We start from the raw sequence: 20,636 nt of genomic DNA on the forward strand, positions 1-20,636 counted from the left end.
CATGGGCATCCCGATCCACCCTCCCCGCTTCGAAAGCGACCTACTGAAGCCCTTCTATGACGGGCTGGCAGCGGGTGAGTTGCGCCTGACCTTCAGCACGACCACGGGGGAGCCCGTCTGGTACCCGCCGGAGATCGTGCCGGGCGACCCGGCGGCGAAACTGGAATGGCGCAAAGTGTCACCCGTCGGTACGGTCTACAGCTTCACCACCATCACCCGCAGCCTGCTGCCCGGCGACCATAAGGCGGAAGTGCCGTTCACAGTCGTGCTGTTCTGTTCCGATGACGCGCCCCATGCCCGCGTGCCGGGTCTGTTCGTGGGCGAGGGTCCGGCCGCCTGCGGTATGCGGGTGCGGCTGTCGCCCGTGCAGGCGGGGGATCATATCGTCGCCGGCTTCGCGCCGGTGGAATAGGGAGGAAGCGTCATGCATCGCCGCACCCTGATCCGGTCGCTGGGCGCGGCCGGAATTGCCCTCTCTCTGCCCGGTTGCGCCCTGAAGCCCCAGGCCAACACCCTGGCAGTGGCCGATTTCCAGACCATCGTGACCGGGCTGGACAAGGCGGAAGGCATCGCCATCGCCGATGATGGCCGCCTCTACCTCTCCAACGGCAAGTCGGCCATCCTGGTCCGGGAAGTGGACGGAACGCTCCGCCCTGTCGGGACACCGTCGGGGGTCAATGGCGTGGCGCTGGACCGGCAAGGCCGGGTGATCCTGGCGAATTTCGGCCTGCTGACCAACTCACCCGGCTCCCTGCAGCGCCTGGACCCGGCAACGGGGGCCCTGGAAACGCTTGCGGACGCCGTTGACGGGCGGCGGCTGGTGGCCTCCAACTTCCCTGTCCTGGCCCGCGATGGCAGCATCTATTGCACCCACAGCACCTGGTCGGAACCGGCAAGGATCGGCACGACCATCCCCGCCGGCTTCGTCTATCGCGTGACGCCGGACGGCGCGGTCGATCTGGTGGCAGGCGGCCTGCGCGGGGCCAATGGCTGCTGCCTGGACAGGGGAGAGAAATACCTCTATGTCGCGCTGACCGCAGCCGGTCGCATCGTGCGCCTGCCACGACGTAAGGATAGCAGCCTGGGGCCCGCAGAGGATTTCGGCCCTGTGCTGGGGGACGTGACGCCCGATGCCATGTTCCAGGATATCCTGAAGCTGGATGCGGCAGCCCAGGCGAAACTGGGCTATCCGGACGGGCTGGCCTTCGATGCGGTCGGCAATCTCTGGGTCACCCTGCCCTTTGCCAACAAGCTGGTCATGCTGACCCCGACCGGCAAGGTGGTGGAGATGCTGCACGATCCCGCCGGCACGCTGCTGAACCGCCCCACCAACCTGGCGTGGGGCGGGCCGGGGCGGCGGGACCTGCATGTCGTTTCCCGTGGCACCGGCAGTATCATCCGGGTGCGGACGGCGGTGGCGGGTTTGGCGCTGGCGCATCAGGCTGGGTGATCGCCCAGCCGCCGCAGCATCGCCCCGCGCCCACTGGCCAACATCCCCACCGCCGGCAACAGCAGCAACGGTACCGTCAGCAGCAGCGACAGCCCCACCTGCCGCTCGTCCCCCAGCAGCTTGTCGGTGATGAAGCCAACCATGGCCGGACCCAGCGCCATGGCGATCAGGCCGGTGACCACTACATAAAGCGCCGATACCCGACCGCGCAGGGTGGGCGGTGTCACCACCTGGGTGATGGCCGGCCCCATGCTGGCCGTGGACAGGACGCAAGCCATGAACAGGGTGAACAGAACCACCGACACCCAAGCATCAGGCACCAGCACCGAGGCGACGGCACAGGGTGCCGCCAGCAGCACGGTCACCACGCACCAGAACAGGTGCGCGTCACGCCGACCGCGCTTGAACATCCTGTCCACCACCCAGCCATGCAGCGGCAGGGTTGCCGCCCCCACGATCTGCGCCACACCCAGCACCATCCCCACCTGCGCCGGTGCCCAACCATGGATGCGGATGAAATAGGTGGGCATCCAGAGCTGAAAACCGATGGTCACGGCATAGGTGGTGCCAAAGCCCAGGAAGATTGCCGCATAGAGCCGCTTATGGTCGCGCAGAAAGGCGATGGCCGGACCATAGCCGATGGCAGCGGGCCGACTGCGCCGCGCAGGTTCTTTGAACAGGAACACCAGCAAGGCCAGCACCACCCCCGGCAAGCCGGTGACGATGAACACGAATTGCCAGGGCTGCACTGTCCCCAGCAGCGGCAGGTGCACCGGCCCCGCCGCCATGGCCATGGCAACGATGGGGCCCCCCAGCAGGAAAACGATGCCGGCCCCCATCACCCCGCCCATGACGAAGATCGACATGGCCAGCGACACCCGATGCGGCGGGAAACTGTCGCCGATGATGGAATAACTGCCGGTCCCAAAGCCCGACTGCCCCGCCCCCACACCGGCCCGGGCCACGAACAGCTCCCCGAACCCGCGCGCCAGCCCGCAGGCCGTGGCTGCCACACTCCACAGGGTGATGGCACCATACAGCACCAGCCGCCGGCTGAACCGGTCCAGCCCGACACCTACGGGAATGGCGCACAGGCAGAACAGCAGCGCGAAGGCTGGGCCTTGCAACAGGCTGATCTGGAAATCGGAAAGTCCCAGATCGCGCTTCATCGGCTCCACCAGCAGCGCGATGATGTAACGATCGGTCAGCGACAGGATATAAAGCGCGAACAGCACCGCCACCGTCACCCAGCCTGTGGCAGGACTGGGATAGGCGGCACTGTCCGGCCCGGTTTGGGTCCGGTCCATGGGATATCCTTATGAAGACGCTGTTTTCGGCGCCTCCTTCTCCGTCATCCCGGCTTGCGCCGGGATAGCGGGAGGAAGGTCCGATCAGAACTGCCGCGCCGGCAGGCCAAGCACCAACCCGTCCAGCGCAGGCTGGACGCGGATCTGACAGGACAGGCGGCTTTCCGCCCGCGGATCGATGGCCATTTCCAGCATGGCCAGTTCGGTATCCGTTGGCGGCGGCAGTGCCCCAACCCAGGCCGGATCGACATAGACATGGCAGGTGGCGCACGCCATAGCCCCGCCGCAATCGCCCAGGATACCGTCCAGCCCGTCGGCCACCGCCCCTGCCATCGCCGACCAGCCGTCGGGAATTTCCACTGTCTCACGCGTGCCGTCGGGCGCCACGAAATGCACCTTTGCCATGGCTCACCCCGCATCCGGCTGATCGACTATGAACAGCGCGCGTTCGGGGCAGGATCGCACCCCGCGCTGGGCCAGCGCCTCCTGTCCCGCCGGCACTTCAATATCGCCCGGCAGGATATAGCCGGCATCGTCCAACTGGAAAATCTCTGGCGCCAGGGCATAGCAGCGGGCATGGCCCTGGCAGATATTCGGCTTCACGCTGATGCGCATTCCTCAGCCCTCCCAATCCAGCACGACATTCTCGATCCCGAACACATGCCCGCCATAGGTCAGCGGCGCGGTACCCGGCTTGATGCGGAAATGCGGGATGCGGGCCAGGAATTCCTCCAGCCCGATGATCAGTTCGCGCCGCGCCAGATGGGAGCCCAGGCAGCGATGCGGGCCATAGGCGAAAGCCGTGTGGCGATTATTGTCGCGGGCCAGATCAATGCGTTCCGGATCGGGAAACTCCGCCGGGTCGCGGTTGGCGATCATGGTGGGACAGGAAACAAGGTCGCCCGCCTTGATCAGGATGCCGTCGAAATCATAATCCTTCACGGCCGTGCGCAGCATCTGCACCGTGGAATAGGCGCGGAAGAACTCCTCCACCGCCGGCTTGATCAGATCACGATCCTCGCGCAGGCGCTGCTGGTCTTGCCCATGCTTGGCCAGATGGCAGAGGTCGAAACCCAAGGCGGCCGCCACCGTGTCCAGCCCCGCCTCGAACAGCAGCACGGCGATGCCCAGGATTTCCTTGTCGGTCAGGGGCCGGTCCTTGATCCTGGCCTGTAACAGGAACCCGACGAAATCATCAGCCGGCTCCCGCTTGCGCTGCTCCAGCAGCCCGCGCATGAAATCCACGACGGTGCGCATGGCCGCCAGCCGCTTTTCCAGCGTGCCGTGGAACTGATCGTCAGCCCAGCCCAGGAACTCATCCCGGCGGTCATCCGACACGCCCAGGAACTGTAAAAACACGCCCACGGCAAAGGGGAAGGCGAAATCATTCATGACCTCGCAACTGCCTTTTTCCTTGAACCCCTCGATCAGGCGCACCGCGCGTTCGCGGGCACCGGCCTCCATCGCGTCCACCCGCTTGGGCGACAGAAGCGGGTTCAGCAAGGCGCGATAGGCCTGGTGGTCGGGCGGGTCCACCTCCAGCGGCACCATGGGCAAATCCTCGCCCAGCGCGGCCTTGAAGATGCCCCGGTAGCTGGAAAAGGTTTCCGGGTTTTGCAGAATACGTCGCTGGTCGTCGGCACGGGTGATGACCCAGGTGCCGCGCCCGTCATAGGTATTGGCCGGCGCAAAGAAGACCGGCGGCCCGCTGTAATGCACAAAACTGAGTGCTGCCTGCGGATTGCCATTGGGCGTGGGTGCCATGCCCGGCGATCTGAAATAGCTGAAATCCCGTACCAGGCCCGGCGGCACATGGTCGGGGATGGCGTGCGGCTGCATCGCATCCTCCTGCTTGTCGGCGGCCTTGCGTGGCCGCTCCTCCCTGACCCGAACTATGAATATAAAACATTCGTTGTACAACGCATGTTTTTGCACCGGTGAGCATTTTTACACAGGACTTCACACATGCCTTGCCCGCTTGTTAGAACAAGCGTCGCAGAACAGGGGAAGGACAAGGCCGATGCCCGTCGCCGTTGACAGTGACCAGCGCCGCACGGATGTCGCCGGCGCCGCCGCCGACCTGATCATCGAGGGCGGGTTGAACGCGGTCACCTTCCGCAACCTGGCGGCCCGGCTGGGCTGCAGCACCACCGTCATCAGCCATTATTTCCGCGACCGCAATGCGGTGCTGATGGCCACTTATCAATATAATTTCGACCAAGCCGTGGCCTTGCGTGAGCAGGCCCTGGCGGGACTGCCGGCCGATCCCGTGCAGGCGGTGGAGGAATTGCTGCCGGTGGGGCCGCAACAGCGACGGCACTGGATCGTCTGGCAGTGCTTCTGGACGGCGGCCCTGTTCGAGCCCGGCCTGCTGGCCGAGCATCGCCAGGGGCTGGCCGGCACGCGCGACCGGCTGCGTGATCATTTCACGGCATCGGGGGAGGCGCCCGCGGCAGCAACGCGGCGGGCGGAGGATATCTGTACCGCGCTTTACGGCATCGCCATGCAGGCGGTGTTCGACCAGGATTACTGGAACGAGGCCCGCCAACGCGCTGCATTCCGGCGGGCGGCAGGGAGATAGGGATCGGTCTTCGGGTTCCTCACCAGCGTTCTACCCCGCCGTTACCACCACCTTGCCCACGGCCTTGCGATCCATCACCCAGCGGATGGCCTCCGGTGTCTCGGCCAGCGTGAAGCGGCGGCTGACATGCGGGCGCAGCTTGCCCTGGACATACCAGTCGAACAGCGTTGCCATATTCGCCAGATGCGCCGCCGGCTCATGCTTGGTGAAGGCACCCCAGAACACGCCGATGGCGGCCGATCCTTTGACCAACGGCAGGTTCAGCGGCAGGGACGGGATCTGCCCGCCGGCGAAGCCGACGATCAGGTGCCTGCCATTCCAGCCCAAGGTGCGGAACGCCGCTTCGGCCAACGTGTCGCCCACGGGGTCCAGCACCACATCGACCCCGCGATCACCGGTCAGGGCTTTCACGGCCTGCTTCAGATCCTGGCTTACATAATTCACGCCCTCATCTGCACCCCGCGATCGGGCCAGATCCAGCTTTTCCGCCGTCGATGCGGCGGCGATGACGCGGGCCCCCATCAGCTTGGCCAGTTCCACCGCACACAGGCCAACCCCGCCGGCTGCGCCCAGCACCAGCACCGTTTCCCCGACTTGCAACCCGGCCCGCTGCTTCAGCCCGTAAAAGGCCGTGCCATAGACCATGGTGAAGCCGGCAGCCACATCGAAGGGCATGGCATCGGGAATGGCCAGCACCCGCTCTGCCCGCACCACGATCTGTTCGGCGAAGCCACCCTGGAAGGTGATTGCCGCCACACGGTCGCCGACCTGGAACCCGATGACACCGGGGCCCACGGCATCAATCACACCAGCCACTTCGCTGCCCGGACTGAAGGGCAGCGGCGGCTGGATCTGGTAACGGTTCTGGATGATCAGGCTGTCGGGGAAATTCACACCCGCCGCCCGCATGGCGATGCGCACCTCCCCGGCACCCGGTTCCGGCGCGGGCCGCTCCAGCAGACGCAGGGCTTCGGGTGGGCCATGTTCGGTGCAGATGACGGCCTTCATGTCACTCACCGCCCGGACTGAAACAGGGCGCGCAACTGGTAATAGGGATCGTCCGGCGCGCGCATGCTGTGCTGACCGGCGGGCCAGTCGGCATAGGGCTTGGTGGCCGGCAGCACGAAGGACAGGTCGCTGATGCCCCGGCGCTGGATGATCTTCCACACGCCGTTGCGGCGTTCATGCCGGTCGATATAGCGGCCCTGGAAGAAGGCATCCTCCTCCCCCTCCCCCGACTTCGCCGTGCGGCGATGCTGGGCCAGGTAATAGCATTCGGAGAAGCCGCGATCGCCATCCACCTCCACCGACACGTTGGAGATATGATGGGCCGTGTATTTCAGCGGCTGTACGATCTTCAGCGCGAAATCGACAAAGGCGGTGGAGGTGCCGTCGAAGCCACCATGCTTATGGGTGGATTCCGGCCAGAAACAGGCGCGCAACGCCGCCTCATCAAACCTGTCATTGGCACGGGCATAGGCAAGCAGCAGTTCGGAAATCTGGTGCTGGCTCTCCAGCCGGTCCAGCCGCGACAGCACATCCTTGTCGGTCTTGGCAGCCGCATTTCCGGCCACAGCCCCGGCGGCGGCCAGCCCGACCGGCAGGGCCAGCAGGCTGCGCAACCCCTGGCGCCGGTTTTGTGCGGGCATGGTGTCGTTACTGTTCATTGTCGGCACTCCTCCCATTCAGGCTTTCTGCTTCACCCGCGCGGTGCGCGGACCAGTCCGTCGGCCACCAGGCGCGGATGCACCTTCTCTCCGAACAGGCGCAGGCTCTTCCAGGACAGTTCCGGGTCCAGTCCGCCCAGCAGGGCATGGAATGTCACCTGGCTGTCGGGCCCCAGCCCCTTGATCAGGGCGTAGCATTCGTCGGGTGTAACGACCTTGATGTTGGGCATGGCGCGCAGCGCGTCCAACGAGGTCGCCTCCGCATAGCGGGTCTCGCCCGTACCACGCTCCTTGGCCCATTCGGCATAGGTGTTGGTGGCATAGGCAATGTGCGGCGCCAGCAGCGGCCAGTCGCGGTCGGGATCGTCGCTGACATAAAGGAAGCTGGGACCCGGCTTCAGCAACTGTTCCGGCGGCGGGAATCCGGCCTTCTCGCGTTCGGCCTTGTAAATCTCGAACAGGTCGGGATGGCCGGGGAAATACTGGTACCCGGCCTTGGCGGCGCGGATGGCCGACTTGTCGGTGGACCCGCCCATATAGACCTTGGGCCCGCCCGGACGCACCGGCTTGGGTGTCACCCGCACCGTGCGGCCATCATACTCAAACGGCTCTCCCGTCCAGGCCTTGGCCAGCGTCTCCATCGTGTTGTTCATGATGGACAGCCGCTTGGTGATGTCGCGGCCGAACATCTCGAACTCGTGCGGGCGATAGCCCATGCCGGCCGTGAACACGATGCGGCCGTTGGAGATATTGTCCAGCACGGCCAGATCTTCGGCCAGCCGCAGCGGATCGTGCAGCGTCACCACCAGGGCCGACAGATGAACGAGAATGTCTTTCGTGGCACCGAAGACGGCACCCGCCAGCACCATGGAGGACGGGCAATAGCCATGTTCGGCGCCGTGATGCTCGGCCAGGAACACCTGATCGAACCCCTGGCGGTCGGCCCAGGCCGCCTGCTCGATGGCGGCGCGGTAAAGGGCCGGGTGCGGCGCGCCGAACGGCGGGCTGTTCATGTCGTAACGGAGATTGAGTTCCACCTGGATGTCTCCCTGGTCTTTATGCTTCAGCGTTCAGGCCCGCACGCGGGCATTTGCCGGTTAAGCCCGCACGCGGGCAGTGGCCCGCTGGTTGCCGTCAGCGGTTACGGCGATGCCGCGACCGATCAGATCGTCGATCTCTTCCGCGCTGTATCCGGCTTCGGCCAGGATGGCGCGCGTATGTTCACCCAGGCGCGGGGCCGGGCCGCGCGCCAGACCGGGCGTGACACTCAGCCGGTTGAACAGGCCCAGCTCACGGATATGGCCATACATGGAATTATGATGCTCCAGCACCCGGTTGCTGTTCAGCGCCCAGTCCTGCCACAGCATCTCCTGTACCCAGGAATTCAGCCGCGCCACCTCGCACGGCGCGCCCGCGGCGCCCAGCCTTGCCACTGCTTCATCCGTCGTCAGGCTGGCGAAGAACGGCGTCAGGATGGCCAGCAGCGCGGCATCGTTGCTGCTGCGGTCGCGCGGGGTGGTGAAGCGGGGATCGCTCGCCAGTTCCGGTCGACCAATGGCCTGGACCAAGGCCGAGAAGCGCTGGTCATCGCGGCAGGAAATGCACAGCCAGCCCTCATCCTTGGTCCGATACAGCCGGTCCAGGGCGTTGAAACCCATCTGCCCCTGATCCAGGCGCATGCCATAGACGGGCCGGCGGTCGGCATCCAGGAAATGCTCCGACGTGGTCCAGAGGCTGGAATGCAATTGCGGGCATTCCATGTAATCACCCTTGCCCGTGCGGTGGCGATGTTCAACGGCCATCAACACGGCGGCAGCCCCCAGGAAGCCGTTATTGTAATCCTCATTGCCGAATACCGACCGGGTGGGCGGATTGCCCTCCCCCCCGCCTTCACACAGCAGGCCGGTCCAGCCGCTGACCAGGGGGGCGAAGCTTTTCAACAGCGATTTCGGGCCTTTGGAGCCATATCCCGGCAGATAGGCATAGATCAGCTTGGGATTGATCTTCGCCATGTCGGCATAGCCGATGCCCAGCTTGTCGGCCTTGCCGGGCCGCAGATTGTGCATCATCACGTCAGCCCCGGCGATCAGCTTGTGCGCCGCCGCCAGACCCTCCGCCGTTTTCAGGTTCAGCACGATATCGCGCTTGCCGCGCTGCGCCGCATCGAACACGTCGGGCAGCGGGCGCATCTGGTCGCCTTCCGGCGTCTCCACCTTGATGACATCAGCGCCTAAGTCCGACATCAGCCGCCCGGCAAAGCCACAGGCGAAGAAGGAGCTGAAATCCAGGATGCGCAGGCCCTCCAGGGCGTGGCGCAAGGGCTTGCCACCGCTTGCTGCCGGTTGCGCGGGCCGGGCCAGGAATGCCGCCAGCTTGTCATTATCCGCCCCCACCGCCGGGGCCGGCACCGGCATCACGCTGGCAATATTGGCAAAGCGCACGGCAGGGGCCGCCTGGTGAATGGTGCCGAAATCCGGGTCGGGCAATTCGATACGCTGGCCCACAAACTCCACCTGATCGTCCAGCAACACTTCCGCCGGTTCCAGCACCGGCAGGGCCGCGACATCGGCAGCATGGAACAGGCGCAGCCATTCATCGCGCGGCTTCGCCTTGAACGCCTCGAAAATATCGACGCGGGCGGCCTGGTATTCGTCATCTTCCAGCGGTATGGCCATTTCCGGACCCTTGATCGCCTTGATCCGGTCGCCGAAGCCCAGAATGTCCATGGCCGCCTTGAAGGCACCGGCCCCGCCGGTATGCATCTGCAGGTACAGGCCGTCGCCGCACTGGAACATGGCGGTGACCAGACGCACCTTGCCGAACCGGTCGATGGCGCCGCTGTCCCCCTTCTTGATGTAGGAGATACCATCCTCCTGCCACCAGTTATTCATGGGCGATTGGGCCAGCATCGCGTCCAGCAGCGAGGCCTCCACCTTCTGGCCCCTGCCTGTCACCCGTTGCGCACGCAGGGCCGACAGCGAACCGATAACGGCCAGGAAGGCCTGACCGTAATGCAGCGCCGGATGGCCCAGATAGACGGGACCGGACCGGAAGGAACTGCCCTTGTCCACCATGGTACCCAGCAATGCTGCCGCCAGCCCTTCGCCGTAGGGACGACCGGCGAAGGGCGTATCGTCGCCATAGGCGGTCAGGGCGCAGACGACAAGGCCCGGACAATCCTTCGCAAGGCTCTCCTGGTCCAGGCCCAGCGCCGCTGCCTCCGCCGTTTCCAGCGAATGGATGAACAGGTCGGCGCTGCGCAGCAGGCCCAGCAATTTGGCGCGGTCGCCCGCAACCCGAATGTCCAATTCCACGGAGCGCTTGCTGCGATCCCAGGATTTGCGGGTTAAATCATGGGCGAAAAAGGCCCCGCCATGGGGCTCCACCTTCAGCACCTCGGCCCCGTGATCGGCCAGCAACATGCTGGCGATGGCACCTGGCATCACCGTCGATGCGTCCACAACGAAAAGGCTCTCCAACGGGCCGGCCATGTCGCTTTCTCCCCAAGAATTTCAAAGGGAAACCCGTTGATCCGGTTTCCATCGTTCTTTGCCTAACTTTTGCACAGTAGTGCAATATTGGCAAACCCTTTCAACCCCCGATCATGCGGTCGGTGGGCCAATAGCGGCGCTTCAGTTCCCGTTTGTTGATCTTGCCCATCACGTTGCGGCCGATATCATCCACGAACTCGTAACTGCGCGGGCATTTGTAGCCGGCAAGATGCTGGCGGCAGAAAAGGTTCAGCGCATCGGCGCCAGGCGGGTTGGCGGGATCGGCGGCGATGACCAGGGCCTTCACCTCCTCCCCCATCTCCTTGTTAGGGGCGCCGATGACGGCCACATCGGCCACGCCGGGGTGCTGTAACAGCACCTGCTCCGTCTCCGCCGGATAGATGTTGACGCCGCCGCTGACGATCATGTCGGACACGCGGTCGGTGATGAAGACGAACCCTTCCTCATCGATATAACCGACCTCGCCCAGGGTGAAGACGCCCGGCGCGATATGGGCCTGGGCGGTCTTTTCCGGATCATTGTGATAGATGATGCCGCGCCCCGTCGTATCGCGGAAATAAAGCTGGCCGACCTGATTGGGCCCCAGTTCCCGCATATCCTTGCCGATGATCACCACCTGAAAGGGCGGGACCGCAGGGCCGACAGAGCCGGGCTTGCGCATCCAGTCTACGGAATTGATCATGTTGGTAGTACCGGCCTCGGTGCCACCATAGGCTTCCACCAGCACCGGCCCGAACCAGTCGATCATGCGTTGCTTCACATCGCGCGGACAGGCGGCCCCGGTATGGGCCAGCCGCTTGACCGACGACACATCGTATCGGGCCTTCACCTCGTCCGGCAGCGCCAACAGGCGGGAAAAATGGGTGGGCACCATCACTGAATTGGCGATGGCATGGGTCTGGATGGTACGCAGCACGGTTTCCGGGTCAAACCCTTCCATGGTCACCAGCCCCATGCCGCCCAACATGGACCGGACCATGGTCAGCGGACCGGTATGGTACAGCGGACCGGCGACGACACCGGGGCCAGCCGGCAGCAGGGACGCCCGCTGGCGCAGGATAGCGACCAGATCGGCGATGCTGGCGGCAGGCGGGAAATAGGCGGGCGGCGTCTCCGTCGCCTTGGGCCGGCCGGTGGTGCCCGACGTGTAATGCAGGTGTGGCACGGGCCGCAGGTCGGTCGGCGGCTCGGCCTGCGATGCAGCGTCCAGCCAGTCCTCCCAAAGGGTCAAGCCCGGCAGGGAGGGGCAGCGCCAGCCGATGACGGTACCGATGCCCGCCTTGGATGCTGCTTCCAACCCGGCCTTGGCATTTTCCGGCCCTACGAACAGCACGGAGGCACCGCTGTCGGTCAGGATATAGACCAGTTCATCCACGGTCAGATGGAAGTTCGCGGGCACGGCTGAAACGCCGGCCAGCACCGTGCCGGCATAGGCCAGCACGGCATCGGCACTGTTGGCGGCATAGATGGCGGCGCGACGTTCACGCGGATAATCCAGGGACAGCAGCGCATTGGTCACCCGGTTCAGCGCCCGGTCCAGCGCCGTCCAGTCATACCGCACCCGTTCATCGGCCAGCGCCAGCCCGTCCAGGGGCAGCGCATCGGCAGGTTTAACCAGGGACATTGGTCCTCTCCTCAAGGGGTCTGTGCGTTGGCGCCGGCCGCTGCACTCTCCGCCCGCAGCACAGCGGGGGCGAGGTAGCGCAGGGCAGCGCGCATGGCGATGAAGGCCACGACGAAACAGGATACGACGACGATCATCATCGAAGAGCCGATACGCGCCTCGTCCTGGAACACGAAATCGGTGATGGCTCCCACCATGGCAGGTCCGGCACCCAGGCCCAGGATGGTGAAGCAGAACAGGAAGCCGGCGATCAGGCGGCCGCGCACCATATTGGGCGCCAGCAGCGCCACGATGGAGGAGACATAGATCATGAAGGGCACGGTGGCGAACTGCACGATGCAGTACAGCACCAGGAACAGCCAGGCATTGCCGGTCAGGAACATGAAAAGGGCGGCAGGACCGGTGATCAGCAGCAGCCAGCTATAGAAGCGCAGATGCGCATCCTTCATGCCGCGCCCAAACAGATAATCGACGACCCGGCCGTTCACCACCAGCGACACCGCGGCGATGATGTTCATCAGGCTCAGCGCCGGGCCATATTGCAGCGGCGTCCAGCCGAAGGCGCGACCGATATATGTTGGAATCCAGGAGGTCAGCGTATAGCCGACGATGGCCAGCCCGGAAAAACTGACCAGCATCAGGGAAACCAACTGCCAGTTCGCCCGAACGAAGGCGGTCAGCGGACCGCCACCCTGGGCCCGGGCCTTGGCCGCCATGGCGGTCACGCCCGCCGCCTCCCGGCGCGGCGGCTCGCGGAAAGTGAAGACGGCCAGCGCCAGCAGGAAGCCCGGCAGGCCCACCATGATCATGACCAGATGCCAGGCCGCCGCCTCGCCCAGAAAGGGCCAGTCAGTGCCGTCCAGCGTGACGGCATAGGCGATGGCCAGCCCACCCAGGCCGAAAGCGGCCGCCGACCCGACCTTGCCCGCCATCTGGAAGACGGACGTGGCCAGCGTCAGCTTGTTGCGCGGAAACTCATCGGCCAGCAGGGAATAGGCAGCGGGCAGTAAAGCCGCCTCCCCGATACCCACCGCGATACGGGCCAGCAGCAAGGCCTCGAACGAGCGGGCAAAACCGGTGGCCACCGTGGCCGCCGCCCACAGGGTGACGCCAAAAAACACCACCCAGCGTCGCGCATAGCGGTCTACGGCCCAGCCCAGCGGGATACCGAACACGGCATAGAACACGGCGAAGGCCGGACCCAGCAGCAAGCTGATCTGGAAATCAGACAGCAACAGGTCCGCCTTGATAGGCCCGACCAGCATCGACAGGATCAGCCGGTCCAGCCAGGAGAAGACATAGAGGCCGAACAGCACGGCCACCATCCACCAACTGTTGAAGCCGACGTCCCGCGCATCCGCGGCCTTCACGGGCGTGCCCGTCACATCCTGCGCCATATCCGGTTTCCTCCCATTGCACTACCTGCTATCACCGGCCTGTTCTTATTGTTGCCGGTCCAAGCGCCGCCTGCTCACCGTAGCGGTTTACTGTTGTATTCTGCGATCTTGAGTTTGCCGAGTTGGGCCATATGCACCTCGTCCGGACCGTCGGTCAGGCGGACATAGCGGTTGGTCAGGAAAAGCTGGGCCACGGGCGTATCACCGCTGACCCCCATGCCGCCATGGGCCTGGATGGCGCGGTCGCCCACCGTCTGCGCCATCTGCGGCGCCACGATCTTGATGGCGGCGATCAAATCCTTGGCCACCTTGTTGCCATAGCGATCCATGGCATCGGCCGCCTTCAAGGTCAGCAGCCGGGCCATCTCGATCTCACAGAACGACTTGGCGACGTCCTGGCGGATGCTGCCCTGTTCGGAAAGCTTGCGGCCATAGGCGACGCGGTTATCCACCCGGTGCGCCATATGTTCCAGCATACGCTGCGCCTGCCCGATGGAGCGCATGCAATGATGGATGCGACCGGGGCCCAGGCGCCCTTGAGCGATCTCGAACCCCCGCCCTTCCCCCAGCACCAGATTTTCCTTGGGCACCCGCACGTCGGTGAAGCGCAGTTCGGCATGGCCGCCCGGCGAATGGTAGGTGCCGAACACGGACAATGGCCGCACAATCTCCACCCCCGGCGTATCGCGCGGCACCAGGATCATCGAATGGCGCTGATGTTTCGGCCCGTCCGACAGGGTTCGGCCCAACACGATCAGCAGTTTGCAATCGGGATGCATCACGCCGGAAATCCACCATTTCCGGCCATTGATCACGTAGTCATCACCATCAGGCAGGATGGTGGTGGCGATGTTGGTAGCGTCGGACGAAGCGACATCCGGCTCCGTCATCACATAGGCCGACCGGATGGCACCATCCAGCAAGGGCCTCAGCCAGCGTTCCTGCTGCGCGGGCGTGCCATACTTGGCCAGCACTTCCATGTTGCCGGTATCAGGCGCATTGCAGTTGAAGAATTCCGAACTGGCCGACACCCGGCCCATGATCTCCGCCAGCGGCGCATATTCCAGGTTGGTCAGGCCGGGGCTCCAGGCGCCATATTCATGCGGCAGGAACAGGTTCCACAGGCCGGCCTCACGCGCCTTCTGCTTTATCGCATCGGCCCCCGGCCAGGGCTGCCACAGCGTGGCCGGGTCCTGCAGCCATTTCTCCCGCTCCTTCTCGATCGGGTAGATATGCTGGTCCATGAAGGATTCCAGCCGGGCGATCAGGTCCTTGACCTTGTCGGAATGCTCGAAATTCATCTGTTTTCTCCTGCGCGGCGGCCGCTCCTCAGAGCGTCAGGCCGCCATCGACGATCAGGGTCTGGCCGGTGACGTAGGATGCCATGGGCGATGCCAGGAACAGGGCCACGCCGGCCATGTCCTCCGGCAGGCCGAACCGGCCCAGCGGGATCTTGGAAAGGGCGCGCTCGCGTCGCTGCGGATGCTCCGTTGTCACCTTGGTCAGCTTGGTGTCGACAAGGCCGGGGGCGAAGCCGTTGACGCGGATACCCTGCGGCGCCCAGGCCTGTCCCAGCGTCTTGACCAGGCTGACGGCGCCGGCCTTGGACGCGGCATAGGCCGGGTTGCCCATGACGGCGGTGAAACCGGCCACGGAACTGACCACGATGACATTTCCCTTCGCCGCCGCCAGGGCGGCTTCGAACCGCTGGGCACAGTGCAGAACGCTGTCGACATTGATGGCCATCACCTTGTCCCAGCCCTCTCGGCTGAATTCCTGGCGGCGGTACAGAACCGTGCCCTGCGACAGGACCAGCACGTCCAGTTGTGCGAACGGGTCGGGCGCGGCGGCAATGGCGTCGGGATCGCCGACATCGACCTGGGTGTAACCCAGCCCTGTCAGGTCCGACCCCTCCACCCCGTCATAATCCGATGCTGCCGCACGCGTGCCCCAGACATGCACCAGAGCGCCGCGGGCGCGGAAGGCCTGGGCGATGCCGTTGCCGATGCCGCTGGACCCACCGACGACCAGCACATTCCTGCCCGTGAAATCCGTATCGTTCATGTTCCACCCCTTTGGGCCGCACCTCTTGCGGGCGCGTCAGCCGATCCAATTCAAGGCGCGCTGGAACAGGCGCACGGCCCGTCCATGCAGCTTCTCGCCCGTTTCAATGGGTGCTTTCCCGGCGCAGGCGCGGGCGTAGCTGCCTTCCAGCAGGATGCCCAGCTTGTAGCAGGCCAGGACCCGGTACCAGCCGATGGCGGACAGGTCCCGGTCGCTGTGCGCCGCGTAATGGGCCACCAGTTCATCACCCGTAGGAAAACCGATCCAGGGCTGCACCGACACCGTGCCCGCCTCCCCCGGTTCCGGCCATGTCGCCAGCAGCCAGCCCAGATCGATCAGCGGATCGCCGATCGTGGCCAGTTCCCAGTCGATGATCGCCGCCAGTTCCGGCCCATCGGACCGGACCATGACATTGCCCAGATGATAATCGCCATGCAGGATGCCGGGCCGTGCGTCGCCGGGCCGGTTACCTTCCAGCCAGGCCGCCACTGCCGCCACGCCCGGCAGGCCGCCCGGCCCCGGCCACCTATGGAAAGCCTTGTAGCCATCCAGTTGCGTCCCCCAGCGCGACACTTGGCGTTCCAGGAACTTCTCCGGCTTCCCGAAGCCGTCCAGGCCCAGGGCCGTCGGGTCCAGCATGCCCAGGGCGGCGATCCCTTCCACCAGGGCCAGCCCCATCCGGTGCTGAACCCCGGCATTCTCCGCATGAAGCGCCGGTAGGCCCGCCGCCGGGTTGAAGCCGTCCACCGGCTCCATCAGATAGAAGACGGCACCCAGGACACTTTCATCATCGCAGGCCGCGATTAGGCCGGGATGCGGCACGCCCGTTCCCGCCAACGCAGCCAGTACCCGTGCTTCCCGCCGCATCGTCTCGTTCGAATTCACCCGCACATGCATTGGTGGGCGGCGCAGCACAAAGGCGCGTCCATCCAGGGTGAAGCGCAATAGGATGTTCTGGGTCCCCCCGGTCAGAGGTACGCAATCCTTGACGGGACCGCGCCCAAGCCCTTGGCGCCCCATCCATTCCGCGAGTGCGAAAAGGTCTTGTACGGCCTCCACTTCGCGGCTCCTCCCGTGATTAATTCAATTGGATAATGCGATTGACGTAGATTTTTGGCAATGGTATTTTTGCACTCATGGTTAGATTAGACACAAAACAACCCAGCCTTGCCGCCGACCAGTTGAAGCTGGTCGCCCGCCGCCTGTTTGCCGAACGGGGGGTGGATGGCGTGACGGTGCGGGAGATCGCGATGGCCGCCGGTCAGAAGAACCATGGCGCCGTCGGCTATCATTTCGGGTCGAAGGAAGCGCTGGTCCGGGACATCATCCTGGACGGCGCCATCCTGATCGACCAGCGGCGCAACGCCGCCCTTGATATGTTGGAGGCCGATGGCGGCCCCCGCACGATCCGGCAAGTGGTCGAGGTGCTGGTCCAGTCCTCCGTGAATATGGGGGAGGATGGCGATGCAGAGGGGACCTATATCCGCTTCGTCACCATGCTGGGCATGACGCACCGGGACCTGTTCATCGATGCCCTGCAGGGCAAGTGGAATTCGGGTTACCTGCGCTGTCTGGACCATCTGCGCCGGCTGATGCCACCCATGCCGGCGGCGATGAAGAACCAACGCTTCATCTTCATGGGCGCCGCCCTGGGCAGCGTGCTGTCGATGCGGGAGGCGGCATTGACCGATACGGTGCGCGACCATCCCGTCTGGCGGTCGTCCACGGTCATCCCGCATTTCGTCCTGTCGCTGACAGCCCTGCTGGAAGCGCCGGCGGTAGAGGAGACGGCCGTTCTGAACGGCCATGCGGGCGACGTGCCGGCGATTGCCGGCTGATCAGCAAAAATACCGAACAAGACGGGCGCATAGTCCGCACGCCATCACCAGGGAGGTCGCGAGTGACGCACACCAGCCTGTCCGATCCGTGGAGGACCGTCGACGATGCGGCCCTTCGCCGCCAATTGCTGGACGGAGCCCTGCCGGACCTGATGGCGCATGCCGAGGCGCTGTGCCTGTCGGGCCATGGGCGGATCGTCAGCTATTCGCGCAAGGTCTTTATCCCGCTGACCCAGCTATGCCGCGACCTTTGCCATTACTGCACCTTCTCCCGCGTACCGGGACGCGGCCAGAAGGCCTATCTGACGCCGGACGAAGTGCTGGCCATTGCGCGCGACGGCCAGCGGGCCGGCTGTACCGAGGCGCTGTTCACGCTGGGGGAAAAGCCGGAACTGCGCCATGCGGTGGCGCGCGACGAGTTGGCCCGGATGGGCCATGACAGTACGCTCTCCTATCTCACCGCCATGTGCGCGCTGGTGTTGAAGGAGACGGGGCTGCTGCCGCATGTCAATGCCGGCACCATGCAAGCCGATGAGATGGCAGCACTGCGCCATGTCTCCGTCTCCCAAGGCCTGATGCTGGAAACGATTTCCGACCGGCTGGGCGAAAAGGGGGGGCCGCATTACCGCTCCCCGGACAAGGTGCCGGTCCGGCGGCTGGAGACCATCCGGCTGGCCGGCGAACTGGCCGTGCCGTTCACCAGCGGCATCCTGATCGGCATTGGCGAGACGCGGGAGGAACGGATCGACGCGCTGCTGGCGCTGCGCGACCTGCATCGCCAATACGGTCATATCCAGGAAATCATCGTTCAGAATTTCCGGGCCAAACCGCGCACGCCCATGGCCGGGCACCCGGAACCGGACATAGGCGAATTGCTGTGGACCATCGCCTGTGCCCGCCTGATCCTGGGGCCAGAGATGAACATCCAGGCCCCGCCCAACCTGTCCAGTGCGGATTATCCCCGCCTGCTGACGGCCGGGATCAATGATTGGGGGGGTATCTCCCCCGTCACGCCCGACCATGTGAACCCGGAGGCGCCCTGGCCGGCCATCGAACGGCTGCGCGCCGCCACGGCCACCCAGGGCCGGTTGCTGGTGCCGCGCCTGCCGGTCTATCCCCGCTATGCGCTGGACAGTACCCGCTGGCAGGAACCCGCCCTCGCCACCCTGGTCCGCCAGGGCATGGACGCCGAAGGCTTCGCCCGCGACGATGATTGGTGCCCCGGTTCCACCATCACCCCGCGCGTGCGCCCGCCCGTCCCCGGTCTGGCCCCCGATGCCGGTCTGGCCGCCCTGCTGGACCGCGCCATCGCTGGAGAGATACTGGGCGAGGCGGACATCACCCGCCTGTTCGCGGCCCGCGATGGGGAGGTTGAACAGGTCTGCAATGCCGCCGATGCCCTGCGCCGCATGGTCAATGGCGACAAAGTCACCTATGTCGTGAACCGCAACATCAACTACACCAATATATGCACCTACAAATGCGGCTTCTGTGCCTTTTCCAAGGGCAGCACGGAAGACCATCTGCGGGGCAAGCCCTATGACCTGGACCAGGGGGAGGTGCTGCGCCGCGTGGCCGAAGCCGCCGCCCGCGGCGCCACGGAGGTCTGCCTGCAGGGCGGCATCCACCCGCATTATACGGGCGACACCTATCTGACCCTGGCGCGTGCCATCCGCACCGCCGCACCCGACATGCATATCCACGCCTTCTCCGCCCTGGAAGTGTCGCAGGGGGCCGCCACGTTGGGCCTGCCCGTCCGCGATTTCCTGGCAAGGCTGAAGGCGGCGGGCCTGTCCACCCTGCCCGGCACGGCGGCGGAGGTGCTGGATGATGAGGTGCGGGACATCATCTGCCCCGACAAGCTGTCCACCGCCGAATGGCTGGACGTGATCGGCACGGCGCATGAGTTGGGCCTGCCCACCACGGCCACCATCATGTTCGGCCATGTCGACCAGCCAGTCCACTGGGCCCGCCACCTGATCCGCATCCGCGACTTGCAGCGCCGCACGGGCGGCTTCACGGAATTCGTGCCCCTGCCGTTTGTGCATATGGAAGCACCCATGGCGCTGCGCGGTCGCACCCGCAAAGGCCCGACCTTCCGCGAGGTGCGGCTGATGCATGCGGTGGCCCGGCTGGTGCTGCATCCGCATATCGCCAATATCCAGTTGTCCTGGGTGAAGCTGGGCCCGGCCGGCGCCCATATCGTGCTGGATGGCGGCGTCAACGATCTCGGCGGCACCTTGATGGATGAAAGCATCTCTCGTGCCGCCGGCACCCGCCATGGCCAGGAAATGCCACCGGAAGCCATGGAGGATCTGATCCTCAGCGCCGGCCGCACCCCGCGCCAGCGCACCACCCTTTACGGCCCCGTCGATGCCGCCATGCAGGCACAGGGCCGGGGTGCGGCACCCTTGTCCCCCCTGGTGCTGACCCCGCCACGCAAATCAGAAAACAAGCGGCCACAGGCCGAACAGGTGAGGAAAGAGAGCGTTTGCCATGCCGAATGATACCCATCCCCCCGCATCCCGCCCGACCATCGCCGTCCTGGGCGGCACCGGTAAGGAAGGCAGCGGGCTGGCCCTGCGCTGGGCCAATGCCGGTTACCCCGTGATCATCGGCAGCCGGTCGGCCGAGCGCGCCCAAGAGGCGGCGGCGGAGATCAACACCTTGCTGGGCCGCGACGCCGCCCGGGGTGCCGCAAACACCGATGCCGCCGCCCAGGCCGCGATCATCGTATTGACTGTGCCGTTCGCCGCCCAGAAATCGACGGTGGAGGAGGTGCGTGCGCAGTTGGAGGGCAAGATCCTGGTCGATGTCACCGTCCCGCTGGTACCGCCCAAGGTCAACCGCGTGCAACTGCCCGATGGCGGTTCGGCGGTGGAGGCGGTGCAGACGCTGCTGGGACCGGGGGTGAAGGTGGTGTCCGCCTTCCAGAACATCTCGGCCCACCATCTGAAGAAGCTGGACCATGTCATCGATTGCGACGTGCTGGTCTGCGCCGATGACAAGGATGCCGCCGATCAGGTGATCGAACTGGCAAAGTCCGCCGGGCTTGGCGCATGGTATGGCGGTGTGCTGGCAAATTCCGTGGTGGCAGAGGGTTTGACATCGGTGCTGATCGCGCTCAACCAACGGTACAAGGTGCCGGCTGCCGGCATCCGCATCACCGGCGTGCCCCGGCCGGAAGCTTGATCAC

At 65.2% G+C, this 20,636-nt stretch carries 19 protein-coding genes; 6 read left to right on the plus strand and 13 right to left on the minus strand.

Annotated elements, in window-relative coordinates; translation table 11 throughout:
• Window position 1 precedes the first annotated feature (1 nt).
• Window positions 2–412 (plus strand): Zn-ribbon domain-containing OB-fold protein, encoded by a 411-nt coding sequence (locus G473_RS0100460; protein ID WP_029011488.1) that lies wholly within the window; start codon window positions 2–4, stop codon window positions 410–412.
• A gap of 12 nt (window positions 413–424) precedes the next feature.
• Window positions 425–1,450 carry an SMP-30/gluconolactonase/LRE family protein gene (locus G473_RS0100465; protein WP_029011489.1) on the plus strand — a complete coding sequence of 342 codons (1,026 nt, stop codon included), beginning with the start codon at window positions 425–427 and terminating at the stop codon, window positions 1,448–1,450.
• On the opposite strand, the gene G473_RS0100470 is transcribed toward G473_RS0100465, so the two are convergent.
• The 4 genes from G473_RS0100470 to G473_RS0100485 form a co-directional block, all read right to left on the minus strand.
• Window positions 1,438–2,757 (minus strand): MFS transporter, encoded by a 1,320-nt coding sequence (locus tag G473_RS0100470; RefSeq protein ID WP_051329718.1) that lies wholly within the window; start codon window positions 2,755–2,757, stop codon window positions 1,438–1,440. The genes G473_RS0100465 and G473_RS0100470 overlap by 13 nt on opposite strands.
• 84 nt (window positions 2,758–2,841) lie before the next feature.
• On the minus strand, window positions 2,842–3,162 hold the full coding sequence (locus G473_RS0100475) for a 2Fe-2S iron-sulfur cluster-binding protein (protein WP_029011491.1): 321 nt from the start codon (window positions 3,160–3,162) through the stop codon (window positions 2,842–2,844).
• A 3-nt stretch (window positions 3,163–3,165) separates the two neighbouring features.
• Window positions 3,166–3,372 (minus strand): ferredoxin, encoded by a 207-nt coding sequence (locus tag G473_RS0100480; RefSeq protein ID WP_029011492.1) that lies wholly within the window; start codon window positions 3,370–3,372, stop codon window positions 3,166–3,168.
• 3 nt (window positions 3,373–3,375) lie between these two features.
• Complete coding sequence (locus G473_RS0100485; RefSeq protein WP_029011493.1) at window positions 3,376–4,596, minus strand: cytochrome P450; 1,221 nt, start codon at window positions 4,594–4,596, stop codon at window positions 3,376–3,378.
• A 181-nt stretch (window positions 4,597–4,777) separates the two neighbouring features.
• Here G473_RS0100485 and G473_RS0100490 point away from each other — a divergent pair, with 181 nt between their 5' ends.
• Window positions 4,778–5,338, plus strand: a complete 561-nt coding sequence (locus G473_RS0100490; protein ID WP_029011494.1) for a TetR/AcrR family transcriptional regulator — start codon at window positions 4,778–4,780, stop codon at window positions 5,336–5,338.
• 30 nt (window positions 5,339–5,368) lie between these two features.
• Here G473_RS0100490 and G473_RS0100495 read toward each other — a convergent pair whose 3' ends face one another.
• From G473_RS0100495 to G473_RS0100535, 9 genes are all read right to left on the minus strand, one after another.
• Window positions 5,369–6,346, minus strand: coding sequence for an NADPH:quinone oxidoreductase family protein (locus G473_RS0100495; RefSeq protein ID WP_029011495.1), 978 nt, complete (start codon window positions 6,344–6,346; stop codon window positions 5,369–5,371).
• Window positions 6,347–6,351: 5 nt separating this feature from the next.
• Window positions 6,352–7,005, minus strand: a complete 654-nt coding sequence (locus tag G473_RS0100500) for a nuclear transport factor 2 family protein (protein ID WP_210163193.1) — start codon at window positions 7,003–7,005, stop codon at window positions 6,352–6,354.
• A 32-nt stretch (window positions 7,006–7,037) separates the two neighbouring features.
• Window positions 7,038–8,042 carry an LLM class flavin-dependent oxidoreductase gene (locus tag G473_RS0100505; protein WP_029011497.1) on the minus strand — a complete coding sequence of 335 codons (1,005 nt, stop codon included), beginning with the start codon at window positions 8,040–8,042 and terminating at the stop codon, window positions 7,038–7,040.
• 60 nt (window positions 8,043–8,102) lie between these two features.
• Entirely contained in the window at window positions 8,103–10,496 is a 2,394-nt protein-coding gene (locus tag G473_RS0100510; protein ID WP_029011498.1) for a CaiB/BaiF CoA-transferase family protein, read from the minus strand.
• A 100-nt stretch (window positions 10,497–10,596) separates the two neighbouring features.
• On the minus strand, window positions 10,597–12,141 hold the full coding sequence (locus G473_RS0100515; protein ID WP_029011499.1) for an AMP-binding protein: 1,545 nt from the start codon (window positions 12,139–12,141) through the stop codon (window positions 10,597–10,599).
• A gap of 11 nt (window positions 12,142–12,152) precedes the next feature.
• On the minus strand, window positions 12,153–13,538 hold the full coding sequence (locus G473_RS0100520; RefSeq protein WP_084437538.1) for an MFS transporter: 1,386 nt from the start codon (window positions 13,536–13,538) through the stop codon (window positions 12,153–12,155).
• 74 nt (window positions 13,539–13,612) lie between these two features.
• Complete coding sequence (locus tag G473_RS0100525; RefSeq protein ID WP_029011501.1) at window positions 13,613–14,839, minus strand: acyl-CoA dehydrogenase family protein; 1,227 nt, start codon at window positions 14,837–14,839, stop codon at window positions 13,613–13,615.
• 28 nt (window positions 14,840–14,867) lie between these two features.
• Window positions 14,868–15,602 carry an SDR family NAD(P)-dependent oxidoreductase gene (locus G473_RS0100530; RefSeq protein WP_029011502.1) on the minus strand — a complete coding sequence of 245 codons (735 nt, stop codon included), beginning with the start codon at window positions 15,600–15,602 and terminating at the stop codon, window positions 14,868–14,870.
• A 36-nt stretch (window positions 15,603–15,638) separates the two neighbouring features.
• The gene (locus tag G473_RS0100535) at window positions 15,639–16,622 is read right to left on the minus strand and encodes a phosphotransferase family protein (protein ID WP_281169903.1); all 984 of its coding nucleotides are present in this window, start codon (window positions 16,620–16,622) and stop codon (window positions 15,639–15,641) included.
• Window positions 16,623–16,738: 116 nt separating this feature from the next.
• On the opposite strand from G473_RS0100535, the gene G473_RS24310 reads away from it, so the two are divergent.
• The 3 genes from G473_RS24310 to npdG all read left to right on the plus strand — a co-directional run bounded on the left by G473_RS24310 (window position 16,739) and on the right by npdG (window position 20,632).
• Window positions 16,739–17,440: a helix-turn-helix domain-containing protein gene (locus G473_RS24310; protein ID WP_051329719.1), complete on the plus strand. Its 702-nt coding sequence runs from the start codon at window positions 16,739–16,741 to the stop codon at window positions 17,438–17,440.
• Window positions 17,441–17,502: 62 nt separating this feature from the next.
• On the plus strand, window positions 17,503–19,947 hold the full coding sequence (gene cofH, locus G473_RS0100545; protein WP_245579959.1) for a 5-amino-6-(D-ribitylamino)uracil--L-tyrosine 4-hydroxyphenyl transferase CofH: 2,445 nt from the start codon (window positions 17,503–17,505) through the stop codon (window positions 19,945–19,947).
• A complete protein-coding gene (gene npdG, locus G473_RS0100550) occupies window positions 19,937–20,632 on the plus strand; it encodes an NADPH-dependent F420 reductase (RefSeq protein WP_029011505.1) in 696 nt (231 codons plus the stop codon). Before cofH ends, npdG begins: the two co-directional genes overlap by 11 nt.
• Window positions 20,633–20,636 lie beyond the last annotated feature (4 nt).

The organism is Niveispirillum irakense DSM 11586, from assembly GCF_000429645.1.
In the GTDB taxonomy this organism is placed as follows: domain Bacteria; phylum Pseudomonadota; class Alphaproteobacteria; order Azospirillales; family Azospirillaceae; genus Niveispirillum; species Niveispirillum irakense.